Genomic DNA, 21178 nt, shown 5'->3' with positions numbered 1-21178 from the left:
CCGGCACCGGCGCGCGACGGGCGGTCCCTCCCCGGGGCCGCCCGTCGGCGCGCCTGCCACCGTGCCCCGTCGCGGCGCGCGACGATGGACCCGCCATGACTGTGCTGCAGCGCCCGGACACCGTCCCCGACCCCGACCGCCACGACGGCCCCGCCCCCCGTCCCCGGGGATTGACGGCGGGGCGGGTTCTCGGGCTGCTGCTGTCCGTCCTGTCCGGGGCGGCCTGCGTGCTGCTGGGCGCCATCGCGGTCGCCGTCCCCACCGTGGTGACCTGGGTCGCGGACGAGCGCAGCACCGCCTCGTTCTGGCAGACGCTGGGCGCCTCCGTCGACGTGTGGGCCCTGGCGCACCGGGCCGAGGTGCGCGCCGACGGCACCGACGTCGTGCTGGCCCCCCTGGCCCTGACCTTCCTGCTCGTGGGCGTCTGCGCCTACGCCGCGCACCAGGTGGTGCTCGCCCGCACCGACCTGCGCGCACGCGTCCCCCGGATCGGTGGCTGGCGGGCCGCCTGGCACGCGCTCGGCGGCGACGAGGCGCTCGCCTTCGTGCTGGGGTATGCCGTCGCGGCCCTGCTGCTGGCCCACACCGCCAGCTTCGGGCTGGCCCCGGTGTGGTTGCCGAGCCTCGTGCCCGGGGCGCTGCTGGTGCCCGCCCTGGCGGTGCTGTGGGTGTGGTGGGCCGAGCACCGTCGGGCCGACCACCCGGTCGTGGACGCCGGGCTGCGCTGGACGACGCGCCGCACCCCGGCGAGCGTGCGCCGGGCCGTGGCGCCGGCCGTGGAGGTCGTCGTCGGGTTCACCGCGGTGGCCTTCCTCATGGTGCTCGGTCTGCTGCTCATGCGTGGCGACCGGGTCCTGGCCCTCTACGCCGCGCTGGACGCCGGCTGGGTCGCACCGCCGTGCTGACCCTGGCCCAGCTGCTCGTCCTGCCCAACCTCATGGTCTGGGCCGTGGCGTGGCTCGCCGGGGCCGGGGTGCACGTCGGCACCGTCCACGTCGGCTGGGCCGAGTCCACCCCGGGCGAACTGCCCCTGCTGCCCGTGCTCGGTGCCCTGCCCGAGCCGGGGGTGCTGCCGCCGGGGCTGTGGGCCATGGCGCTCGTGCCCCTGGTCGCCGGCGGGTGGCTCGGGCACCGGGTCGTCGGCGCCGCCCCGCGGCTGTCCACCTGGTGGACCAAGGCCCGCACCGCCCTCGTCGGAGCCCTCCTCGTGGCCGGGGTGGCCCTGCTGCTCGGCTGGCTCTCCACGGGCGGTCTGACGCCCGGGCTGCTCGGCACCGTGGGTGTCCTCCCGTGGCGCTTCGCGGGTCTGCTCGGCGCCCAGGTGGCTGCCGGGGCGGTGCTCGTCGTGACGGTGCGGCACCTGCTCGGCGGCCGGGGCCCGGCCCGGCGGTGAGCACGGTGCCCGAGCCCGGCCCGTCGCCCGTCCGGCCCGTGGCGGGGGAGCCGGCCCGGGTCGTCGTGCTGGTGTCCGGGTCCGGCACCCTCCTGCAGGCCGTCCTCGACGCCTGCGCCGACCCGGGCTACGGGGTGGAGGTCGTGGCCGTCGGTGCGGACCGGGACGGCATCCTGGGGCTGGAGCGCGCGGAGCGGGCGGGGGTCCCCACGTTCGTGGTGCGGCTGGCCGACCATGCCGACCGGGCCGCCTGGGACGGGGCGCTGGCGGCGGCCCTCGCGCGGCACGCGCCCGACCTGGTGGTCTCCGCCGGGTTCATGAAGATCCTCGGTCCGCAGGTGCTCGACCGGTTCACGGTGGTCAACACCCACCCGGCGCTGCTGCCCAGCTTCCCCGGCGCGCACGCCGTCCGCGACGCCCTGGCCGCCGGGGTCACGGTGACCGGCTGCACCCTGCACGAGGTCGACGCGGGCGTCGACACCGGTCCGGTCATCGCCCAGCGTGCCGTGGAGGTGCACGCGTCGGACACCGAGGGGTCCCTGCACGAGCGGATCAAGACGGTGGAGCGGGCCATGCTCGTGGAGGAGCTCCCGCGGCTGCTGCGGGACCCTGGCCACAAGACCCGCAGGCACCCCTAGACTGGCCGCCACACGACTGGCGCAGGTGGACCACCACCGGGGAGTGACGTTCGTGGGCATCGCCCGCCTGGGTGCCCGCACCGATCCGTCCGACCGCGAGGAGAACCTCCGTGACCGTTCCCGACCGCCGACCCGTCCGCCGCGCGCTCGTCTCCGTCTACGACAAGGCCGGGCTGGAGGACCTCGCCCGCGGCCTGCACGCCGCGGGCGTGGCCATCGTCTCCACCGGCTCCACCGCCGCGCGCATCGAGGCCGCCGGGGCGCCGGTCACCCGGGTCGAGGAGCTGACCGGCTTCCCCGAGTGCCTCGACGGGAGGGTCAAGACCCTGCACCCGCGGGTGCACGCCGGCATCCTGGCGGACACCGCCAACCCCGACCACATCGCCCAGCTCGAGGAGCTGGGGGTGGAGGCCTTCGACCTCGTCGTGTGCAACCTCTACCCCTTCGCCGAGACGGTGGCCTCCGGCGCCGGTCAGGACGAGTGCGTCGAGCAGATCGACATCGGCGGGCCGTCGATGGTCCGCGCCGCGGCGAAGAACCACCGCAGCGTGGCCGTGGTGACCAGCCCCACGGCATACCCGCAGGTGCTCGACGCGGTTGCCGGCGGCGGCTTCACCCTGGACGAGCGCCGCCGCCTGGCGGCCGAGGCGTTCGTCCACACCGCCACCTACGACGTGCACGTCGCCTCCTGGATGGGCGACGTCGTCGCCGACACCTCCGACGGCACCAGGTTCCCGGCCTGGGTCGGGGGGACCTGGGAGCGCAGGGCGGTGCTGCGCTACGGCGAGAACCCCCACCAGCGGGCGGCGATCTACGCCGACGGCTTCCGGACGACGCCCGGCCTGGCCCAGGCGGAGCAGCTGGGCGGCAAGGAGATGTCGTACAACAACTACGTCGACGCCGACGCGGCGTGGCGGGCCGCCCACGACCACGGCGACCGGCCGACGGTGGCGATCGTCAAGCACGCCAACCCCTGCGGCATCGCCGTCGGGGAGGACGTGGCCCAGGCCCACCGCCGGGCGCACGCGTGCGACCCGGTGTCGGCCTTCGGCGGCATCGTCGCGGCGAACCGGCCCGTCACCGCGGCGATGGCCGAGCAGCTCGAGGACGTCTTCACCGAGGTCGTGCTCGCGCCCGACTTCGAGCCGGAGGCCCTGGAGCTGCTGGGGAGGAAGAAGAACCTGCGGCTGCTGCGCGTCGCCCCGCCCGCCCGCGGGGGGGTGGAGACCCGGCCGGTCTCCGGGGGCCTGCTGATGCAGTCCGTCGACACGGTGGACGCGGTCGTCGACGACGGCGGGGACGACGCCTCCCGCTGGCGGCTGGTCAGCGGCCGCCCCGCGGACGAGGCCACGCTGGCCGACCTCCAGTTCGCCTGGCGCGCGGTGCGGGCGACCAAGTCGAACGCGATCCTGCTGGCCGCCGACGGCGCCAGCGTGGGCATCGGCATGGGCCAGGTCAACCGGGTGGACTCCTGCCACCTCGCGGTGGACCGGGCGGGGGAGCGCGCCGCCGGCTCGGTCGCCGCCTCCGACGCCTTCTTCCCCTTCGCCGACGGCCTGCAGGTCCTTCTGGACGCCGGGGTGCGCGCCGTCGTCGCGCCGGGCGGGTCGATCCGGGACGAGGAGGTCGTCGCCGCGGCGGAGGCCGCGGGGGCGACCATGTACTTCACCGGCACCCGCCACTTCGCCCACTGAGCCAGCCCCTACACTCGGGCCCATGAGCGCCACGATCCTGGACGGCAAGGCCGTCCTGGCCACGATCAAGGACGAGCTGCGGACCAGGGTCGAGGCCCTGGCCGAGGCAGGTGTCGTCCCCGGGCTGGGCACGGTGCTGGTCGGCGACGACCCCGCCAGCACCTGGTACGTGGGTGCCAAGCACCGCGACTGCGCGGAGATCGGGGTGGCCAGCATCCGGCGCGACCTGCCGGCCGGGTCGTCGCTGGAGGACGTGCTCGGGGTGGTCGACGAGCTCAACGCCGACCCGGCCTGCACCGCCTTCCTCGTGCAGCAGCCGACCGGGCTCGACGAGTTCGCGATCCTCTCCCGGGTCCACCCGGTCAAGGACGTGGACGGTCTGCACCCGTTCAACCTGGGCTCCCTCGTCCTGGGGGAGCCGGCGCCGCTGCCCTGCACCCCGGTCGGGGTGGTGGAGCTGCTGCGACGCTACGACGTGCCCCTGGACGGTGCGGAGGTCGTCGTCGTCGGCCGCGGGCTGACCGTCGGGCGGCCGCTGGGCCTGATCCTGTCGCGCCGCTCGGAGAACGCCACGGTCACGCAGTGCCACACCGGGACCCGTGACCTGGCCGCCCACACCCGCCGGGCGGACGTCGTCGTGGCCGCCGCGGGCGTCCCCGACCTGGTCACCCCGGACATGGTCCGTCCGGGGGCCGCGGTCCTCGACGTCGGGGTGGCCCGCCGGGACGGGAAGATCGCCGGCGACGTCCACCCGGACGTCGCCGAGGTCGCCGGCTGGCTCTCGCCGAACCCGGGCGGCGCCGGGCCGATGACCCGGGCGATGCTGCTGCGCAACGTGGTGGAGGCCGCCGAGCGGTCCGCCGGCACCGGCCCGGCGTGACGCCGGGAGCGGCCGGCGGGGGTCCGCTCGAGGACGACCCCGAGGCCGAGCGCCGGGCGGCCGCGCCCACCAGGCGCTGGGGCCGTGGTGGGGCGCGGGGGTGCTCGGGCTGGCCGTGGCCGCCGTGCTTTTGGTCACCGAGAACCTGCGGGCCTACGGGTATGCCGTCGGCGGCACCATGGGGGTCCTCGCGCTCGCCCGGGCGCTGCTGCCGGACGCCGCGGTCGGAGGGCTGGCCGTGCGGTCCCGCTGGCTGGACGCGGCGACCCTGGCCACGCTCGGGCTGGCGGTCGCGGTGCTGGCCGCCACGCTGCGCCTGCGCTGAGCGCGCCCCGCGACGACGACGGGCCCCTCCCCGGCGGGGAGGGGCCCGTGCTGACCGCCCGGGCGGTCGGGGGGGGGCGGAGCTCAGACGAGGCCGAGCTGGGTGACCGCGTCGCGCTCCTCGGCGAGCTCGGCCACGGAGGCGTCGATCCGGCCCCTGGAGAAGTCGTCGATGTCCAGCCCCTGGACGATCTCGTAACCGCCGTCCCGCGTGGTCACGGGGAAGGAGCTGATGAGGCCCTCGGCCACGCCGTAGGACCCGTCCGAGGTCACCGCCATCGAGACCCAGTCGCCCTCGGCCGAGCCGAGCAGCCAGTCACGGGTGTGGTCGATCGTCGCCGACGCGGCGGAGGCGGCCGAGGAGGAGCCCCGCGCCTCGATGATCGCGGCGCCGCGCTTGGCGACGGTCGGGATGAAGGTGTTCTCCAGCCACTCGCGGCCGTCGTCGCCCACCGCCTCGGCGGCGTTGCGCCCCGCGACCTTGGCGTGGAACAGGTCGGGGTACTGGGTGGCCGAGTGGTTGCCCCAGATCGTCATGTGCGTGACGTCGGTGACCGGGGCACCGACCTTGGCCGCCAGCTGGGCGATGGCCCGGTTGTGGTCGAGCCGGGTCAGGGCGGTGAACCGCTCGGCCGGGATGTCGGGGGCGTTGCTGCGGGCGATGAGCGCGTTGGTGTTCGCCGGGTTGCCGGTGACGGTCACGCGGATGTCGTCCGCGGCGTGGTCGTTGAGGGCCCGCCCCTGCGCGGTGAAGATCGCGCCGTTGGCCTCCAGCAGGTCGCCCCGCTCCATCCCCTTGCTCCGCGGACGTGCCCCGACGAGCAGCGCGACGTTGGCGCCGTCGAAGACGACGTTCGGGTCGTCGCCGATCTCGATGCCGGCGAGGGTGGGGAAGGCGCAGTCGTCCAGCTCCATGACGACCCCCTCCAGGGTCTTCAGCGCCGGGGTGATCTCCAGCAGCCGCAGCTCGACAGGGGTGTCCTTGCCCAGGAGCTCGCCCGAGGCGATGCGGAACAGGAGGCTGTAGCCGATCTGGCCGGCGGCGCCGGTGACGGCGACCTTGACGGGAGCGTTCATGAGGGGGGTGCCCTTTCCTCGGGTATGGGGTCGTGCCGGGACCCGCAGGCCCGAACCCGGGCGGCTGCGGTCCCGTCGGTCCGACGCTAGCACCGGCGCACCGGGGCGGTGGAGCCGGATGCGGGCGTCCCGGGGGCTCCGCGTCCACCGGTGGCGAGGGTGGGTCCCGCCGGTTAGCGTGGCGCTCGGACCGGACGGGACACCCGGGGGTGGCGACCACCCCACCCCGCACCGGTGGAAGGAGCGGACCATGGGATTTTTCGACAAGGTCAAGGACGCGCTGACCGGCTCGGACGAGGCTCGGGCCGAGAGCGCCCGCGAGCGCGCCCGGGAGGCGCGGGAGGAGGCCGACCGGGTCACCGCGGAGGCGCGGGCCAAGGCGGACGAGGCGCAGCGCGAGGCCGACGAGGCCGCCCGCCAGGCGGACGACCCGGACGACAGCATGACCGCCGAGGACGCCACCACCAAGCAGCGGCTGGCCGACGAGGCGAAGAAGGAGGCCGCCGAGACCGAGGCCGAGGCCGGCAAGCAGGTCGCCCAGGCGGAGGCGAAGGCCCAGAAGGAGGCCGCCCGGGCGGAGGCCGACGCGAGCGCGCGGCGGTCGACCAGCAGGCCGCCGCCGAGCAGCAGGCCGCCGAGCACCGGTCGGACGTCGCCGAGCAGCGGGCCGAGGAGACGAAGGCGGCCCAGCAGCGGACCCACACCGTGCAGCCGGGCGACACCCTCGCCGGGATCGCCGAGCGCTACGGCGTGGACGCGGAGGAGATGGCGCGGTTGAACAACCTGGACAACCCGGAGCTGATCTACCCCGGCCAGGTGTTCAAGGTCCCGGCGGGCTGAGCCCGCCCCGGGCGCGGGGCGGGCCCGCGCACCGGCCACGGGTATGGTGAGGCGCGTGTCCGCCCCCGGAGCCGCCGGCCCGACGATGCACGTGCCCGCATCCCCCGTCGTGGGGGTGGCCCTGCCCGTCCCAGAGCCGTGGGGCAGGCACCTGCAGCGGCTGCGGCAGGACTACGGGGAGCCGGGGGCGGTCAACATCCCCACCCACATCACCCTCCTGCCCCCGACGCCGGTCACCCCCGACCAGGTGGCCCCGCTGCGCCGGCACCTGGCCGAGGTGGCCCGCGCCCACGACCCGTTCACCGTGATCCTGCGGGGCACCGGGACCTTCCGCCCGGTCTCCGACGTCGTCTTCGTGCAGGTGGCGCAGGGCGTGTCCAGCTGCGAGCGCCTGGAGCGGGACGTGCGCGACGGACCGGTGGCCCGGCGGCTGGAGTATCCCTACCACCCGCACGTGACGATCTCGCACGACCGCCCCCCCCGAGGTGCTCGACCGCGCCTTCAACGACCTGGCCGCGTTCTCGTGCACCTTCGCCGCCACCAGCTTCCGGCTCTACCTCCACGGAGGGGACGGCATCTGGCAGGTCGTCGAGGACTTCCTGCTCACGGACTGAGTCCCCTCGACGGTCAGGCGGCCGCGTGCGCGGCCTCCGACACCACCCGGCCGTAGTGGCCCAGCAGCTCCTCCACCAGGGCCGGCCAGGAGCGTCCTACCACCAGCGTCCGCCCCGCAGCCCCCGTCCGCGCGCGGCGGTCGGCGGCGTCCGGCCCGACGAGCAGGCTCTCGACGGCGGCCCGCACCGCGCCGGGCAGGTCGGGGTCGAAGAGGGCGCCGGTGCGGCCGTCCTCGACGAGGTCCAGCGGGCCGCCCCGGGCCGGGGCGACCACCGGGAGTCCGGCGGCGGCCGCCTCCTGCAGCGTCTGGCCGAAGGTCTCCCGCGTGCCGGTGTGCACGAACACGTCGAAGGCGGCGTAGGCCCGGGCCAGGTCGATGCCCTCCTGCCGGCCGAGGAACGCCGCGCCCGGCAGCAGCTCGGCCAGCTGCTCCCGGCTGGGCCCCTCCCCGACCAGGACCAGCCGGGTGCCCGGCAGGTCGTCCAGCTCGGCCAGGCGGTGCAGCTCCTTCTCGGGCGCCAGCCGCCCGACGTAGCCCAGCAGCACCTCCCCGTGCGGCGCCAGCCGTGCCCGCAGCGCCCGGGTCTGCTCGTCGGCCGCCCGCCCCGGGTGGAAGAGGTCCGCGTCCACCCCGCGTCCCCACAGGGCCACCCGCGGGACGTCGTGGTCGGCCAGGTCGTGCAGCGCCGCCGTGGACGGGGCCAGCGTGAGGTCCGCCTGCTGGTGGATCCGGCGGATCCACCGCCAGGCGGCCCGGGAGGTCAGGTCGCCGGCCGGGCCGGAGTGCTGGCGGATGTAGGAGGGCATGTCGGTCTGGTAGACCGCGACCGAGGGCAGCCCCAGGGCGCGGGCGGCCGTCAGGCCACGGACGCCCAGGACGAAGGGGGAGGAGACGTGCACGACGTCCGGGGCGAAGCGGTGCAGCACGGTCTCCAGCTCGTAGGAGGGCAGCCCCACCCGGAACTGGCGCACCGGGACGCTGGTCACCGGGTGCACCGGGAACCCGGCGTACCACTCGGGGGTGGCCGTGGGGCTCCACGGGCTGGTGCCGGGGGCGACGACGAGGGCCTCGTGGCCGCCGGCCCGGAGGTTCTCCAGGATCTTGCACACGCTGGTCGTCACCCCGTTGAGCGCCGGCAGGAACGACTCGGTCACGATGCCACCCGCACATGCTCCAGGGTGGGCGAGGCGGGTGTGCCGGGGGCGACCGTGGGGTGTGCGTCGGGTGAGCGTCGGGTGAGCAGCGGGTGACCCAGGCCGTCGCGGAGCCGCCCGCGCCACCTGGCGGTGCCGGGGAGGACGGTCCGGTGGTGCCGGTCAGGTCAGCTCCTCCCTGCCGGTGCGGCGCAGCGTCTCCACGAGGCCCTTGACGTCCTGGCAGTGGCGGGCGGTGGTCACCAGCAGGGCGTCGGGGGTGTCCACCACGACGACGTCCTGCATCCCGAGGGTGACCACCGTGCGCCCGGCGCGTGGGGCCACGACCCCGGTCGAGCCCTCGGCGAGGACGAGGTCCTCGGGGCCCAGCACGTGCAGGCCGGGACGGCCGGCCGACTCCGGCAGCAGGGAGGCCAGGGAGGCGAAGTCGCCGACGTCGTCCCACGTGAACGGTGCCGGCACGACGGCGACGTGCCCGGCGGCGGCGGCCGGCTCGGCGACGGCGTGGTCGATCGAGATCCTCGTCAGCGAGTCCCACCGCTCCGCGATGGAGGACGGGTCGGCGGCCACCTCCCGCAGGGTCTGCACCATCCGCGGCTGCTGCTGCTCCAGGAGGTCCAGCAGGGTGCCCGCCCGGACGACGAACATCCCCGCGTTCCACAGGTAGCGGCCCGAGGCGAGGTACTCCGCGGCCAGCTCGGCGTCCGGCTTCTCCACGAACGCCTCGACGTGGCGCACGTCCGGGGCGTCCTCGACCGCGAGCTCGCCACCGACCCGCACGTAGCCGAACCCGGTTGCGGGCGAGGTGGGGGTGATGCCGAGCGTGACGAGCAGCCCCTGCCGGGCGGCGTGGACCGCCTGCCGCACCCGCTCGCGGAACACGTCCGGCTCGCCGATGACGTGGTCGGCGGCGAAGGACCCCAGGACCGCCCCGGGGTCCCGACGCTCCAGGACGGCGGCGGCCAGGCCGATCGCCGGCATCGAGTCCCGGGGCGAGGGCTCCACGAGCAGGTTCTCCGGCCGGAGGTCCGGGAGCTGGGCGCGGACCGCGTCGGCGTGCCGGGTCCCGGTCACCACCATCACCCGGTCGCCCACCAGGGGCTCCAGCCGGTCCACCGTGCCCTGCAGCAGGGAGCGTCCCGAGCCGGTGAGGTCGTGCAGGAACTTCGGCGAGGACGACCGCGACAGCGGCCACAGCCGCGTCCCCGACCCCCCGGCGGGGACGACGGCGGTGAGGTCGCGCACAGGGTCACCTGCCTGGTCCGGGGAGGGCATGAGGGCCAGTCTAGGGTTGACGGCATGCCAGCGTCCCCGGGTCCGAGCGCCGTGTCCACCGCCGTGCCCGGTAGCGCCGCCACCGCCGCGGGCACGGCATACCGGCGGGTGGTGCGTCCGCTGCTGTGGCGGCTGGACGCCGAACGGGCCCACCACGCGACCGTCGCCGTCGCCCAGGGGCTGGGGGCCACCGCGCCCGCGCGGGCGCTGACGACCCTCGCGGGGTATGCCGTGGGCGGCCTGGGCCCCGGCGCCGCGCCGGTCGAGCTCCTCGGCCTGCGGATGCGCCACCGGGTGGGCCTGGCGGCCGGCCTGGACAAGGACGGCCGGGCCGTGGCCACCTGGGGGGCGCTGGGGTTCGGCCACGTGGAGCTGGGCACGGTGACCGCGCTGCCGCAGCCGGGCAACCCCCGGCCGCGCCTGTTCCGGCTGCCCCGCTCGGGTGCGGTCATCAACCGGATGGGGTTCAACAACGACGGGGTGCACGCGCTGGCCCGGCGGCTGCGGGCCGCCCGCGAGGCGGGCCTGGTGGACCTGCCGGTGGGGGTGAGCATCGGCAAGAGCAAGGTCACGCCCGTCGGGGAGGCCGTCGGCGACTACCTCACCTCGGTCGCCGCCCTCGAGGGCCTGGCCGACTACCTGGCCGTCAACGTCTCCAGCCCCAACACCCCGGGCCTGCGCTCGCTGCAGGACGCCGGACCGTTGCGCGAGCTGCTCACCGAGGTGGTCCGTGCCGCGGGCGGCACCCCGGTCCTGGTCAAGCTGGCCCCCGACCTCGCCGACCCGGCCCTCGACGAGGCGCTGGAGGTGGCCACGGGAGCAGGCGTGGCGGGCGTCATCGCCACGAACACCACCCTCTCCCGGGACGGGGTCGCCCAGGCGGAGCAGGAGCTGGCCCGGGCCGAGGCCGGGGGGCTCTCCGGGGCACCCCTGACCCGGCGGGCCCGCGAGGTGGTCGCCCACGTGGTGGCCCGCACCGATCTGCCGGTCGTCGGGGTCGGGGGGATCATGACGGCCGACGACGCCCGGGCGATGCTCGACGCGGGGGCGGGCCTGGTGCAGCTCTACACCGGTCTGGTCTACGCCGGGCCGGGACTGCTCGGCGAGGCGGTGCGGGCGACCGGGCCCACGAGGTCGGCAGGGGCAGGGACCTGACCGAACCCCTCCCGGGGTGGGCACGCGACGACAGTAGGCTGGGGGCATGTCAGAGGCGACGACCGAGTCCGGACTGCCGATCAAGGCCCGTTACGGGCCCGATGACCTGGACGGCTTCGACCCCGCCGTGCAGCTGGGGGAGCCAGGGGCCTACCCGTTCACCCGCGGGGTCTACCCCAGCATGTACACCGGCCGTCCGTGGACCATGCGGCAGTACGCCGGCTTCGGCACCGCCGCCGAGTCCAACGCCCGCTACAAGGAGCTGGTCGCCAACGGCACCGGCGGGCTGTCGGTCGCCTTCGACCTGCCCACCCAGATGGGCTACGACTCCGACCATCCCCTCGCCTCCGGCGAGGTCGGCAAGGTCGGGGTGGCGATCGACTCGGTCGAGGACATGCAGGTGCTCTTCGACGGCCTGCCGCTGGACGAGGTGTCGACCTCGATGACGATCAACGCCCCGGCCGCCTCGCTGCTGCTGATGTACCAGCTCGTGGCCGAGGGCAACGGCATCCCCGCGGCCCAGCTGACCGGGACGATCCAGAACGACGTGCTCAAGGAGTACATCGCCCGGGGCACCTACATCTACCCGCCGGCCGAGTCGCTGCGGCTGATCAGCAACATCTTCGCCTACTGCCACCGGGAGATCCCGCGCTGGAACACGATCTCCATCTCCGGCTACCACATGGCCGAGGCCGGCGCGACGCCCGTGCAGGAGGTCGCCTTCACCCTGGCCAACGCCAAGGCCTACGTCCAGGCGGCGCTGGACGCCGGCCTGGCCGTCGACGACTTCGCGCCCCGGCTCTCCTTCTTCTTCGTCGCGCGCACCACCCTGCTGGAGGAGGTCGCCAAGTTCCGTGCGGCCCGTCGCATCTGGGCCCGGATGATGAAGGAGGAGTTCGGCGCGCAGAACCCCAAGTCGATGATGCTGCGCTTCCACACCCAGACCGCCGGGGTGCAGCTGACCGCCCAGCAGCCGGAGATCAACCTCGTCCGGGTGGCCCTGCAGGGGCTGGGCGCCGTCCTGGGCGGCACCCAGTCGCTGCACACCAACTCCTTCGACGAGGCCATCGCCCTGCCGACCGCCAAGGCCGCCCGCCTGGCGCTGCGCACCCAGCAGGTGCTCGCCCACGAGACCGACGTCACCAGGACGGTCGACCCCTTCGCCGGGTCCTACGTCGTGGAGTCGCTGACCGACGACCTGGAGGAGGCGGTGCTGGCCCTCATGCAGGCGGTGGACGACCGCGGGGGAGCGGTGCACGCCATCGAGCAGGGCTTCCAGAAGAGCGAGATCGAACGGTCCGCCTACGACAACGCCCTCCAGATCGACTCCGGGGAGCGGGTCGTGGTGGGCCAGAACCGGTTCACCGTCGAGGAGCACGAGCGCTACGAACCGCTCCGGGTCGACCCCGCCATCGAGGCCGCGCAGGCGCAGCGGCTGGAGCGGCTGCGTGCGGGCCGCGACGGGAACGCGGTCGAGCGTGCCCTGGCCGACCTGCGGACCGCCGCGGAGGGCACGGACAACGTCCTGCCCCCCATGCGCGCGGCGCTCGCCGCCAGGGCCACCGGCGGCGAGGTCGCCGACGCCCTCCGTGACGTGTGGGGCCAGCACGTCCCGCGTGAGACGTTCTGAGCAGGAGGGGGTTGTACCCTGGTGGTCGACCACCCGACGCCGACCGAGGTGAGGCCTTCCGTGACGACCCCCACCGCCCGCCGCACCCGTCCCGTCGACGACCCCTGGAGCCCCCAGGAGGGTCCCGGGATCGTCGAGGCGGTCGGACGGCACGTGGAGGACCTGGCCGACCGGCTGCTGGAGCTGCGTCGCCTCGTGCACCAGCAGCCCGAGCTGAGCTGGCACGAGCTGCGCACCACCGCCCTCGTCACGGACGTCCTCACCGACGCCGGGGTGGGCGTGACCCCGCTCCCGGGGACCGGTGCGGTGGCCGACCTCGGGGACCCCGACCCGCGGGTACGGGTCGCCTGCGGGCGGACCTGGACGCCCTTCCGCTGGAGGAGGCGACCGGGCTGCCGTTCGCCTCCCGCACGCAGGGCGTCTGCCACGCGTGCGGCCACGACGTCCACACCGCCGGGGTCCTGGGCGCCGGTCTGGCCCTCAAGGCGGTCGAGGACGAGCTGGTCCGCCGCAGGATCGGGGTGCGGCTGCTCTTCCAGCCCGCGGAGGAGACCATCCCCGGCGGCGCCCACGCCGTCATGGAGCACGGCGGCCTCGACGGGGTCGACCGGCTGCTGGCCGTCCACTGCGACCCCTCCATCGACGTGGGCACGGTCGGGCTGCGCGTGGGTCCGATCACCGCGGCCTCCGACTCGGTGCACGTCGCGCTCACCGGCCGCGGCGGGCACACCTCCCGCCCGCACCTGACCCAGGACCTGACCTACGCCCTGGGCAAGGTGGTCACCGAGGTGCCGGCCGTGCTCTCCCGCCGGCTCGACCCCCGGGACGGTGCCACCCTGGTGTGGGGCATGGTCCGCTCGGGCTCGGCGCCCAACATCATCCCCACCCGCGCCGAGTGCACCGGCACGCTGCGCATCCTCGACGCCGAGGCCTGGCACAGCACCGGGCCGCTCATCGAGGAGATCGTGCGCTCGGTGGTGGCGCCCTACGGGGTGGGTGCGGAGGTCACCTACGTCAAGGGCGTCCCTCCGGTGGACAACGACAACGACGCCGTGGTGGCCCTGTCCAGGGCGGCGATGACCCTGCTGGGGCCGCACGCGGTCGTGCCCACCAAGCAGTCCATGGGCGGGGAGGACCTGGGCTGGTACCTCACCCAGGTCCCGGGTGCGATGGCCCGGCTGGGGACCCGCACGCCCGGCGGACAGACCCACGAGCTGCACCAGGGCGACCTCGTCGTCGACGAGCGTGCGGTGGTCGTGGCGGCGCAGGTGCTGGCCGGCAGCGTGCTCACCTCGGTGGGGACCGACGGGCTGGTCTGAACCTTCGCCCAGGGCCGGACGGACCCCGCCCGACCGCGCCGTCGGACGGTGGACCCTTCGGCCGGCACCAGGGGCACCGGCAGGTCGAGGGGGAGATACCATCAGGACTGCACAAACCCCATTCAGCTGACAAAGGAGGACCCCGTGCGTCGGGTTCTGAAGCTCGCGGCCCTGGGTGCCGCCGCCTCCCTGGCCCTCACCGCCTGCGGCGAGGCACCGGAGGACAACGACACCGGTACGACCAACAACGACTCCGGTGCTGGTGCCACCGACGACAGCGCTGCGACCGACGATGGCGCGGCCGCCGGCGGCGCGGAGGACTTCCAGGCCTGCATGGTCTCCGACTCGGGAGGCTTCGACGACCAGTCGTTCAACCAGTCGGGCAAGGAGGGCCTGGACGCGGCCGCGGAGTCCCTGGGCATCGAGACCACCGAGGTCGAGTCCCAGTCCGACGCCGACTACGCCAGCAACGTGCAGAACCTGGTCAGCCAGGGCTGCGACCTGACCATCGGGGTCGGCTTCCTCCTCGAGGACGCCATCCAGGAGGCGGCGGAGCAGAACACCGACACCAACTTCGCGCTCATCGACTCGGCCTTCAGCGACGAGAACTTCGAGCCGGTGCAGCTGGACAACGCCAAGCCCATCCTGTTCAACACCGCCGAGGCCAGCTTCCTGGCCGGCTACCTGGCCGCGGGGATGTCCGAGACCGGCACCGTCGCCACCTTCGGCGGCATCCAGCTGCCGTCCGTGGCGATCTTCATGGACGGCTTCGCCGACGGCGTGGACAAGTACAACGAGGACAACGACGCCGAGGTGCAGCTGCTCGGCTGGGACAAGGAGGCGCAGGACGGCTCCTTCTCCGGCGACTTCGAGAACCAGGCGCAGGGCCAGACCCTCACCGACCAGTTCATCGCCCAGGGCGCCGACGTCATCATGCCGGTCGCGGGACCCGTCGGTCTCGGCGCGGCCGCGGCCGCCTCGGACGAGGACGGCGTCAAGATCGTCTGGGTCGACTCGGACGGCTACCTGACCGCCTCGGAGTACTCCGACATCATGCTGACCTCGGTCATGAAGCAGATCGGCCCGGCCGTCGAGGACACCATCGCCCAGACCTACGAGGGCGGTTTCACCAACGAGCCCTACGTCGGGACGCTGGAGAACGACGGGGTCGGCCTGGCTCCGTACCACGACTTCGAGGACGCGGTGGCCGAGAAGACCGCTGTCGGCCCCGACGGCGAGGAGATGCCCCTCAACGAGGTCATCGACGCCTACGAGGAGCAGATCATCTCCGGCGAGCTGACCATCGAGACGCCGAACGCTCCGCAGTGACCCCGGTGAGCTGCGGCGGGCAGGCCCCGCCGCAGCCACCCGCGGACGTGCAGCGGCCCGGCCCCCAGGGTCGGGCCGCTGCGGCGTCGCCCACCTGCCACTCCCACCGCCAACGACGCGAAGGCACCACGCGATGAAGCTGGAACTGCGGGGCATCACCAAGGTGTTCGGCCCCCTGGTCGCCAACGACCACATCGACCTCGTCGTCGAGCCGGGCGAGATCCACGCCCTCCTCGGCGAGAACGGGGCCGGCAAGAGCACCCTGATGAACGTCCTCTACGGTCTGTACGACCCCGACGGCGGGGAGATCCTGCTCGACGGCGAGCAGGTCCGGTTCAAGGGACCCGGCGACGCGGTCGCCGCCGGCATCGGCATGGTCCACCAGCACTTCATGCTCGTGCCCGTGTTCACCGTCGCCGAGTCCGTCGCCCTGGGCTACGAGCCGGCCGGACCCGGCGGCGTCCTCGACCTCGACCGGGCCCGACAGCGGGTCACCGAGATCTCCGAGCGGTTCGGCTTCCACGTCGACCCGGACGCGCTGATCGAGGACCTCCCGGTGGGGGTCCAGCAGCGGGTCGAGATCATCAAGGCGCTCTCCCGGGACGCGAAGGTGCTCATCCTCGACGAGCCCACGGCCGTCCTCACCCCCCAGGAGACCGACGAGCTCATCGGCATCATGGGCGAGCTCAAGGAGGCGGGCACCTCCATCGTCTTCATCACCCACAAGCTGCGCGAGGTGCGCGCCGTCGCCGACAAGATCACCGTCATCCGGCGGGGCAAGGTCGTCGGCGAGGCCAGCCCCAGCTCCACCGAGACCGAGCTGGCCTCGATGATGGTCGGACGCTCGGTCAGCCTCACCGTCGACAAGGAGCCGGCCACCCCGGGCGGGCCGGCCTTCGTGGTCGAGGACCTCACCGTCGTGAGCCCGGCCGGCAACGTCCTCGTCGACGACATCTCCTTCGAGGTGCGCGCCGGGGAGATCCTGTGCATCGCCGGCGTGCAGGGCAACGGGCAGACCGAGCTGGCCGAGGCGATCCTCGGGCTGGAGGAGGTCGACTCCGGGCGGATGGTGCTCGACGGCACCGAGCTGGGCGGGACGGGCGTGCGCGACCGCCTGCGGGCCGGCATCGGGTTCGTGCCGGAGGACCGATCCACCGACGGCGTCATCTCCAGCTTCACCATCGCCGAGAACCTCGTCCTCGACATCTACGACACCCCGGACTTCGCCCGCGGGGTCACGATGAGCCCGACCAAGGTGGCCGAGAACGCCGTCCGTCGCGCCGACGAGTTCGACGTGCGCTACACCGACGTGCAGGACCCGATCTCCACCCTCTCCGGCGGCAACGCCCAGAAGGTGGTCCTGGCCCGCGAGATGTCCCGCCCGCTCCGGCTGCTCGTCGCCTCCCAGCCGACCCGTGGCCTGGACGTGGGCTCCATCGAGTTCGTGCACAACCGGGTCGTGCGCGAGCGCGACAAGGGCACCCCCTGCATCATCGTCTCCACCGAGCTCGACGAGGTGCTCGGCCTGGCCGACCGGATCGCGGTGATGTACCGCGGGCGGATCGTGGGCGTGGTCGACGGGGCGGACGCCGACCGGGACATGCTCGGCCTGATGATGGCGGGCGTGCCCCTGGAGGACGCGCGGCGTCAGGCCGCCGAGCACCACTCGGTCCTCGGCGAGGCCGACCGCGCGGAGACCCCGGGGGCCCCTGCAGCAGCCGCCGAGACACCTCATACCCCTGACCCAGCGAGCCCGGAGGAGCGGCCGTGACCGACCACCCGAGCCCCCACGACGACACCGACGCCCCCAACGAGCAGGCGGCGGCTGCCGCGTCCCCCGCCGAGACCGGGGACGTGCAGTCCGCGTCCGCCTCGCCGGAGGGGCCCTCGCAGGAGGGTCCCACCCACCGGGACCAGGACCGCCCGGGCGTGCTGCAGCAGATCCTGTCCGGCAACGCGCTGATGTCGGTGCTGGCCGTCGTGCTCGCCCTCCTCATCGGCGGCCTGCTCATCGCCTTCGCCGACGAGGAGACCCGGGCCGCGTCCGGCTACTTCTTCTCCCGGCCCGCCGACATGCTCTCCGCCGGGTGGACCGCCATGACCGACGCTACGTGGCGATGTTCCGCGGGTCCGTCCTCAACTGGCAGGCGGACACCTTCGCCGGGATGGTCAAGCCGTTGACGGAGTCGATGGTCTTCTCGGTCCCGCTGATCCTCGCGGGACTGGGCATCGCCGTCGGCTTCCGTGCCGGGCTGTTCAACATCGGGGCCCAGGGCCAGATCATCGTCGGTGCCATCGTCGCCGCCTGGCTGGGCTTCGCCTTCGACCTGCCCCCCGTCGTCCACCTGCTCGTGGCCATCCTCGGCGGGGCGATCGGCGGTGCCGTCTACGGCGGCATCCCCGGCGTCCTCAAGGCCCGGTTCGGGGCCAACGAGGTGATCGTGACGATCATGCTCAACTACATCGCGGTCTACCTCATCAGCTTCATCCTGAGGCAGCCCACCTTCAACCCGGGGCGGACGGGGCAGCGCAGCCCCGCGGTGTCCGCCGACGCCACCTACCCCCTGCTGATCCCCGAGTGGCTGGTCCCGGGGAACACCTTCCGCCTGCACTGGGGCTTCGTCGTGGCCGTCCTGGCGACCGTGTTCGTCTGGTGGCTGCTGGAGCGGTCGACCGTCGGCTTCGAGATCCGCGCCGTCGGTGCGAACCCCAAGGCGGCCCGGACGGCGGGCATGTCGGTGGGCCGCACCACGATCATCACCATGGTCGTGGCCGGTGCCCTGGCCGGGCTGGCCGCCACGGGCCAGGTGCTCGGCACCGAGGGCTCCCTGACGGCCGGGGTGGCCGCCTCCTACGGCTTCGACGCGATCACGGTGGCGCTCCTGGGGCGCTCCCGCCCGTGGGGCACCTTCTTCGCCGGGCTGCTGTTCGGCGCGCTCAAGGCCGGCGGCTTCCTCATGCAGTCGTTGACGCAGACCCCGATCGACATCGTGCTGGTCGTCCAGTCGCTCATCGTGCTCTTCATCGCGGCCCCGCCGCTGGTGCGCACGATCTTCCGTCTACCCGCACCCTCGGCCCGACCACGGTCCCGCCGCGCAGTCAAGGAGGCCGCCGCGTGAGCACCACGACCGAGCGTCCCACCCCCTCCGGCGCCACCGCCGCCGGGCGGGGCACCGCCGTCCGACGCCGGACGAGCCTGAAGCCGACCGTCGTCTACGCGCTCGCCGCGCTGGTGTCGCTGCTGGTGTTCGTCCCGGGCACCCCGAGCGACGTGCAGACCGTCTTCCAGTTCGGCTCGGGCCGGGAGTTCATCCGGATCCCGAACCTGCCGGTGCCCTCGCTGGTGACCATCGTCCTGCTCACCGTCGTCCTCGCCGGGGCCGCCGTGTGGGCCTTCCTGCGGCACCGGGCCCGGCGGCCCCTGAACGCCTGGTGGCACGTGCTGGTCGGGGTGGCCTTCATCACGGCCTTCCTCACCTACGTCGGGGCCGGGCGGTCCTCGGTCATCCCGATGGTCTCGCTCCTGGCCGGGGCGCTGGCGCTGTCCGTGCCGCTCGTGTTCGGCTCCATGTCCGGGGTCATCTGCGAGCGCTCCGGGGTGATCAACATCGCCATCGAGGGGCAGCTGCTCTTCGGTGCCTTCGCCGCGGCCCTGGTCGCCTCCGCCGCCGGCAGCGGATGGGTCGGCCTGCTCGCGGCGCCGGTCGCCGGAGCGGCGGTGGGCGCGCTGCTGGCGTGGTTCGCGGTGGCCTACCGGGTCAACCAGATCATCGTGGGCGTGGTGCTCAACACCCTGATCATCGGCCTGACCGGCTTCCTCTTCTCCACCCTGATGTCGGACAACAAGGCGCTGTGGAACACGCGGATGCCGCTGCCCCGGCTGCCCATTCCGGTCCTGTCCGAGATCCCCGTCGTCGGGCCGGTCCTGTTCAACCAGACCATCCTGGTGTACCTGGTGTACGTCCTCGTCGCGGTGCTGCAGTTCATGCTCTTCCGGAGCCGGTGGGGCCTGCGCACCCGGGCCGTGGGCGAGCACCCCAAGGCGGCCGACACGGTGGGCATCAAGGTCAACACCCGGCGGGTGCTCAACGTCATCCTCGGCGGTGCCGTCGCCGGTCTGGGGGGTGCCTTCCTCACGGTCGGCTCCGGCCTGGCCTTCGGGCGGGAGATGTCGGCCGGCCAGGGCTACATCGCCCTCGCGGCGATGATCCTGGGCAAGTGGAACCCCAAGCTGGCGGTGCTGGCTGCCCTGCTGTTCGGGTTCTCCAAGAACCTGGGCAACGTGCTGTCCACCATCGGTTCCGGGGTGCCCTCCGAGCTGCTGCTCATGCTGCCCTACCTCATCACCATCTTCGCCGTCGCCGGCTTCGTCGGCCGGGTCCGCCCGCCGGCCGCCAACGGCACGCCCTACACCAAGAGCTGACCAGGAGGAGCGCGATGACCGACCGGTCAGGCACGAGGGACGAGGTCGACTGGGAGGCCCTGCGCCGGCGGGCCGTCGAGATGATGGGCCGGGCCTACGTGCCCTACTCCCGCTATCCCGTCGGCGTGGCCGGCCTGGTCGACGACGGCCGGGTCGTGTCCGGCTGCAACGTGGAGAACGCCAGCTACGGACTCACCCTCTGCGCCGAGTGCGGGATGGTCTCCGACCTGGTGGCCGGCGGAGGGGGCCGGCTCGTCGCGGTGGCCTGCGTGGACCGGGAGGGGCAGGCCCTCATGCCCTGTGGGCGCTGCCGGCAGCTGCTGTGGGAGCACGGCGGCGCGGAGTGCCTGCTGGCCACCCCGGAGGGGGTGCTGCCGATGGACCAGGTCCTGCCGCAGGCCTTCGGGCCGGGCCACCTCGACCGCTGAGCCCGGGACCGGCTCACCCGTCGACGGGCTCCTCCGGGCCGGCCGGGCCCAGCAGGGTCGGCCGGGGCAGCCCCGCCTCCAGCGCCAGCCGGGCGGCCTCGGGGCTGCGGGGGACGTAGAAGACCTCCCCGGCGACCCCCCGCACCCGGTCGTGCAGGGTGCGGACGGTGCCCGCGTCGACGACGACCCGGCCCTGCTCAGGCGGCAGGTAGAGGTCCTCGCCGAAGGTCCCCGCGGTGTCCCGACGGGCCACCCGGGTGACGTCGACGGGCCGGTGCCCCATCGCCTCGGCGAGCGCCGTGACGACCGTGTCGTCCTGGGGGGTGCCGCCGTCCTGGGGCTCACCGACCGCGACCCGCTCCCCGGGGCCCAGCTCGACCCGCTGGAGCACCTGCTTGGCACGACGGTCGCGGGTCATCACGGTGTGGACGAGGACCGGACGACCCTCCACCTCGGCCTGGGCGGCCAGCACCAGTGCGGCCGCGTCCACGCCGACGGCCAGCGTCCGGGCGGCCGAGAGGGTGGCCTGGAGCCGGGGCGTGGAGACCCCGGCCACCACACGACCGTTGCGCACGGCGATGATGGTCGGGAACATCGGCTGCTCGCCGTGCGTCCCACCGCGGGCGCGGGTGCGCCGCAGCAGGTCGGTCACAGGAGGGACGACGAGGGCCATGACGTCAGCGATGAGCACGCCGGACAGGATGTCACACCGGGACGGGGCGGACCGGTGAAGGCTCGCAGGTGCCGTGGTGGGGGTGGGTGCTGCTGGTCCTCACGGCCGTGACGCTCCTCGACGTCCTCGACGGGGGGCTGGTCCCCCTGATCATCCTCGGCGTGATCGGGTGGAAGCTGTTCGGCCGGCAGCTCTCCGGCGGGTCGGCGCCGACGCGGGGCCTCCCGCCCGGTGGGGCGCCGCCCCCGCCGGGCGGGTCCGCGCCGACGGACCGGCCCGGGTCGGGCCCGGCGCCCCCGGCTGGACCGCCGGCCGGGCGGGTCCCGGCCG

18 protein-coding genes, 2 pseudogenes and 1 riboswitch are annotated in these 21178 nt (G+C 74.2%); of the genes and pseudogenes, 16 read left to right on the top strand and 4 right to left on the bottom strand.

Features of this window, described 5'->3' with window-relative positions:
* Positions 1-95 precede the first annotated feature (95 nt).
* The 5 genes and pseudogenes from BJF81_RS20030 to BJF81_RS15445 all read left to right on the top strand — a co-directional run bounded on the left by BJF81_RS20030 (position 96) and on the right by BJF81_RS15445 (position 4930).
* Positions 96-1393 (top strand): annotated as a pseudogene (locus BJF81_RS20030) (cell division protein PerM).
* A gap of 5 nt (positions 1394-1398) precedes the next feature.
* Positions 1399-2031, top strand: a complete 633-nt coding sequence (purN, locus tag BJF81_RS20025) for a phosphoribosylglycinamide formyltransferase (protein ID WP_237770293.1) — start codon at positions 1399-1401, stop codon at positions 2029-2031.
* Positions 2032-2033: 2 nt separating this feature from the next.
* Positions 2034-2111, top strand: a riboswitch (ZMP/ZTP riboswitch).
* A gap of 30 nt (positions 2112-2141) precedes the next feature.
* Positions 2142-3725, top strand: coding sequence for a bifunctional phosphoribosylaminoimidazolecarboxamide formyltransferase/IMP cyclohydrolase (purH, locus tag BJF81_RS15455; RefSeq protein ID WP_237770292.1), 1584 nt, complete (start codon positions 2142-2144; stop codon positions 3723-3725).
* 22 nt (positions 3726-3747) lie between these two features.
* Positions 3748-4605 (top strand): bifunctional methylenetetrahydrofolate dehydrogenase/methenyltetrahydrofolate cyclohydrolase, encoded by an 858-nt coding sequence (locus tag BJF81_RS15450; protein ID WP_075959079.1) that lies wholly within the window; start codon positions 3748-3750, stop codon positions 4603-4605.
* A 100-nt stretch (positions 4606-4705) separates the two neighbouring features.
* Complete coding sequence (locus tag BJF81_RS15445) at positions 4706-4930, top strand: DUF3017 domain-containing protein (RefSeq protein ID WP_187345527.1); 225 nt, start codon at positions 4706-4708, stop codon at positions 4928-4930.
* A gap of 83 nt (positions 4931-5013) precedes the next feature.
* Here BJF81_RS15445 and BJF81_RS15440 read toward each other — a convergent pair whose 3' ends face one another.
* A complete protein-coding gene (locus BJF81_RS15440) occupies positions 5014-6006 on the bottom strand; it encodes a malate dehydrogenase (RefSeq protein ID WP_075959077.1) in 993 nt (330 codons plus the stop codon).
* A 250-nt stretch (positions 6007-6256) separates the two neighbouring features.
* Between BJF81_RS15440 and BJF81_RS20020 the strand changes: the two genes are divergently transcribed.
* Both BJF81_RS20020 and BJF81_RS15430 read left to right on the top strand, forming a co-directional pair.
* A complete protein-coding gene (locus BJF81_RS20020) occupies positions 6257-6784 on the top strand; it encodes a hypothetical protein (protein ID WP_237770291.1) in 528 nt (175 codons plus the stop codon).
* A gap of 117 nt (positions 6785-6901) precedes the next feature.
* Positions 6902-7516, top strand: a complete 615-nt coding sequence (locus BJF81_RS15430; protein ID WP_237770290.1) for a 2'-5' RNA ligase family protein — start codon at positions 6902-6904, stop codon at positions 7514-7516.
* Here BJF81_RS15430 and BJF81_RS15425 read toward each other — a convergent pair.
* Positions 7474-8616 (bottom strand): glycosyltransferase family 4 protein, encoded by a 1143-nt coding sequence (locus BJF81_RS15425; RefSeq protein WP_202817509.1) that lies wholly within the window; start codon positions 8614-8616, stop codon positions 7474-7476. The genes BJF81_RS15430 and BJF81_RS15425 overlap by 43 nt on opposite strands.
* A gap of 162 nt (positions 8617-8778) precedes the next feature.
* Entirely contained in the window at positions 8779-9891 is a 1113-nt protein-coding gene (locus BJF81_RS15420) for a mannose-1-phosphate guanylyltransferase (protein ID WP_075959076.1), read from the bottom strand.
* Between the two features lie 24 nt (positions 9892-9915).
* Here BJF81_RS15420 and BJF81_RS15415 point away from each other — a divergent pair, with 24 nt between their 5' ends.
* From BJF81_RS15415 to BJF81_RS15380, 8 genes and pseudogenes are all read left to right on the top strand, one after another.
* Positions 9916-11046 carry a quinone-dependent dihydroorotate dehydrogenase gene (locus BJF81_RS15415; RefSeq protein WP_083664291.1) on the top strand — a complete coding sequence of 377 codons (1131 nt, stop codon included), beginning with the start codon at positions 9916-9918 and terminating at the stop codon, positions 11044-11046.
* 46 nt (positions 11047-11092) lie between these two features.
* Positions 11093-12676: an acyl-CoA mutase large subunit family protein gene (locus BJF81_RS15410; RefSeq protein ID WP_075959075.1), complete on the top strand. Its 1584-nt coding sequence runs from the start codon at positions 11093-11095 to the stop codon at positions 12674-12676.
* 11 nt (positions 12677-12687) lie between these two features.
* On the top strand, positions 12688-13995 hold the full coding sequence (locus BJF81_RS15405) for an amidohydrolase (protein ID WP_342447170.1): 1308 nt from the start codon (positions 12688-12690) through the stop codon (positions 13993-13995).
* 144 nt (positions 13996-14139) lie between these two features.
* Positions 14140-15324 carry a BMP family lipoprotein gene (locus BJF81_RS15400; RefSeq protein WP_075959074.1) on the top strand — a complete coding sequence of 395 codons (1185 nt, stop codon included), beginning with the start codon at positions 14140-14142 and terminating at the stop codon, positions 15322-15324.
* Positions 15325-15457: 133 nt separating this feature from the next.
* Entirely contained in the window at positions 15458-17095 is a 1638-nt protein-coding gene (locus BJF81_RS15395) for an ABC transporter ATP-binding protein (protein WP_075959073.1), read from the top strand.
* A pseudogene (locus BJF81_RS15390) lies at positions 17092-18443 on the top strand (ABC transporter permease). Before BJF81_RS15395 ends, BJF81_RS15390 begins: the two are co-directional and overlap by 4 nt.
* Positions 18440-19747 carry an ABC transporter permease subunit gene (locus tag BJF81_RS15385; protein ID WP_075959072.1) on the top strand — a complete coding sequence of 436 codons (1308 nt, stop codon included), beginning with the start codon at positions 18440-18442 and terminating at the stop codon, positions 19745-19747. Before BJF81_RS15390 ends, BJF81_RS15385 begins: the two are co-directional and overlap by 4 nt.
* Before the next feature lie 14 nt (positions 19748-19761).
* Positions 19762-20175 (top strand): cytidine deaminase, encoded by a 414-nt coding sequence (locus BJF81_RS15380; RefSeq protein ID WP_075959071.1) that lies wholly within the window; start codon positions 19762-19764, stop codon positions 20173-20175.
* Positions 20176-20188: 13 nt separating this feature from the next.
* Here BJF81_RS15380 and BJF81_RS15375 read toward each other — a convergent pair whose 3' ends face one another.
* On the bottom strand, positions 20189-20866 hold the full coding sequence (locus BJF81_RS15375; protein ID WP_143780901.1) for a hypothetical protein: 678 nt from the start codon (positions 20864-20866) through the stop codon (positions 20189-20191).
* 68 nt (positions 20867-20934) lie between these two features.
* Between BJF81_RS15375 and BJF81_RS15370 the strand changes: the two genes are divergently transcribed.
* The coding region (locus tag BJF81_RS15370; RefSeq protein WP_187345526.1) for a hypothetical protein at positions 20935-21178 on the top strand (244 nt) is incomplete at its 3' end.

It is taken from the genome of Ornithinimicrobium sp. CNJ-824 (genome assembly GCF_001942405.1).
Lineage (GTDB): Bacteria > Actinomycetota > Actinomycetes > Actinomycetales > Dermatophilaceae > Ornithinicoccus > Ornithinicoccus kibberensis.
This window is presented reverse-complemented; position numbering and strand designations above follow the sequence as displayed.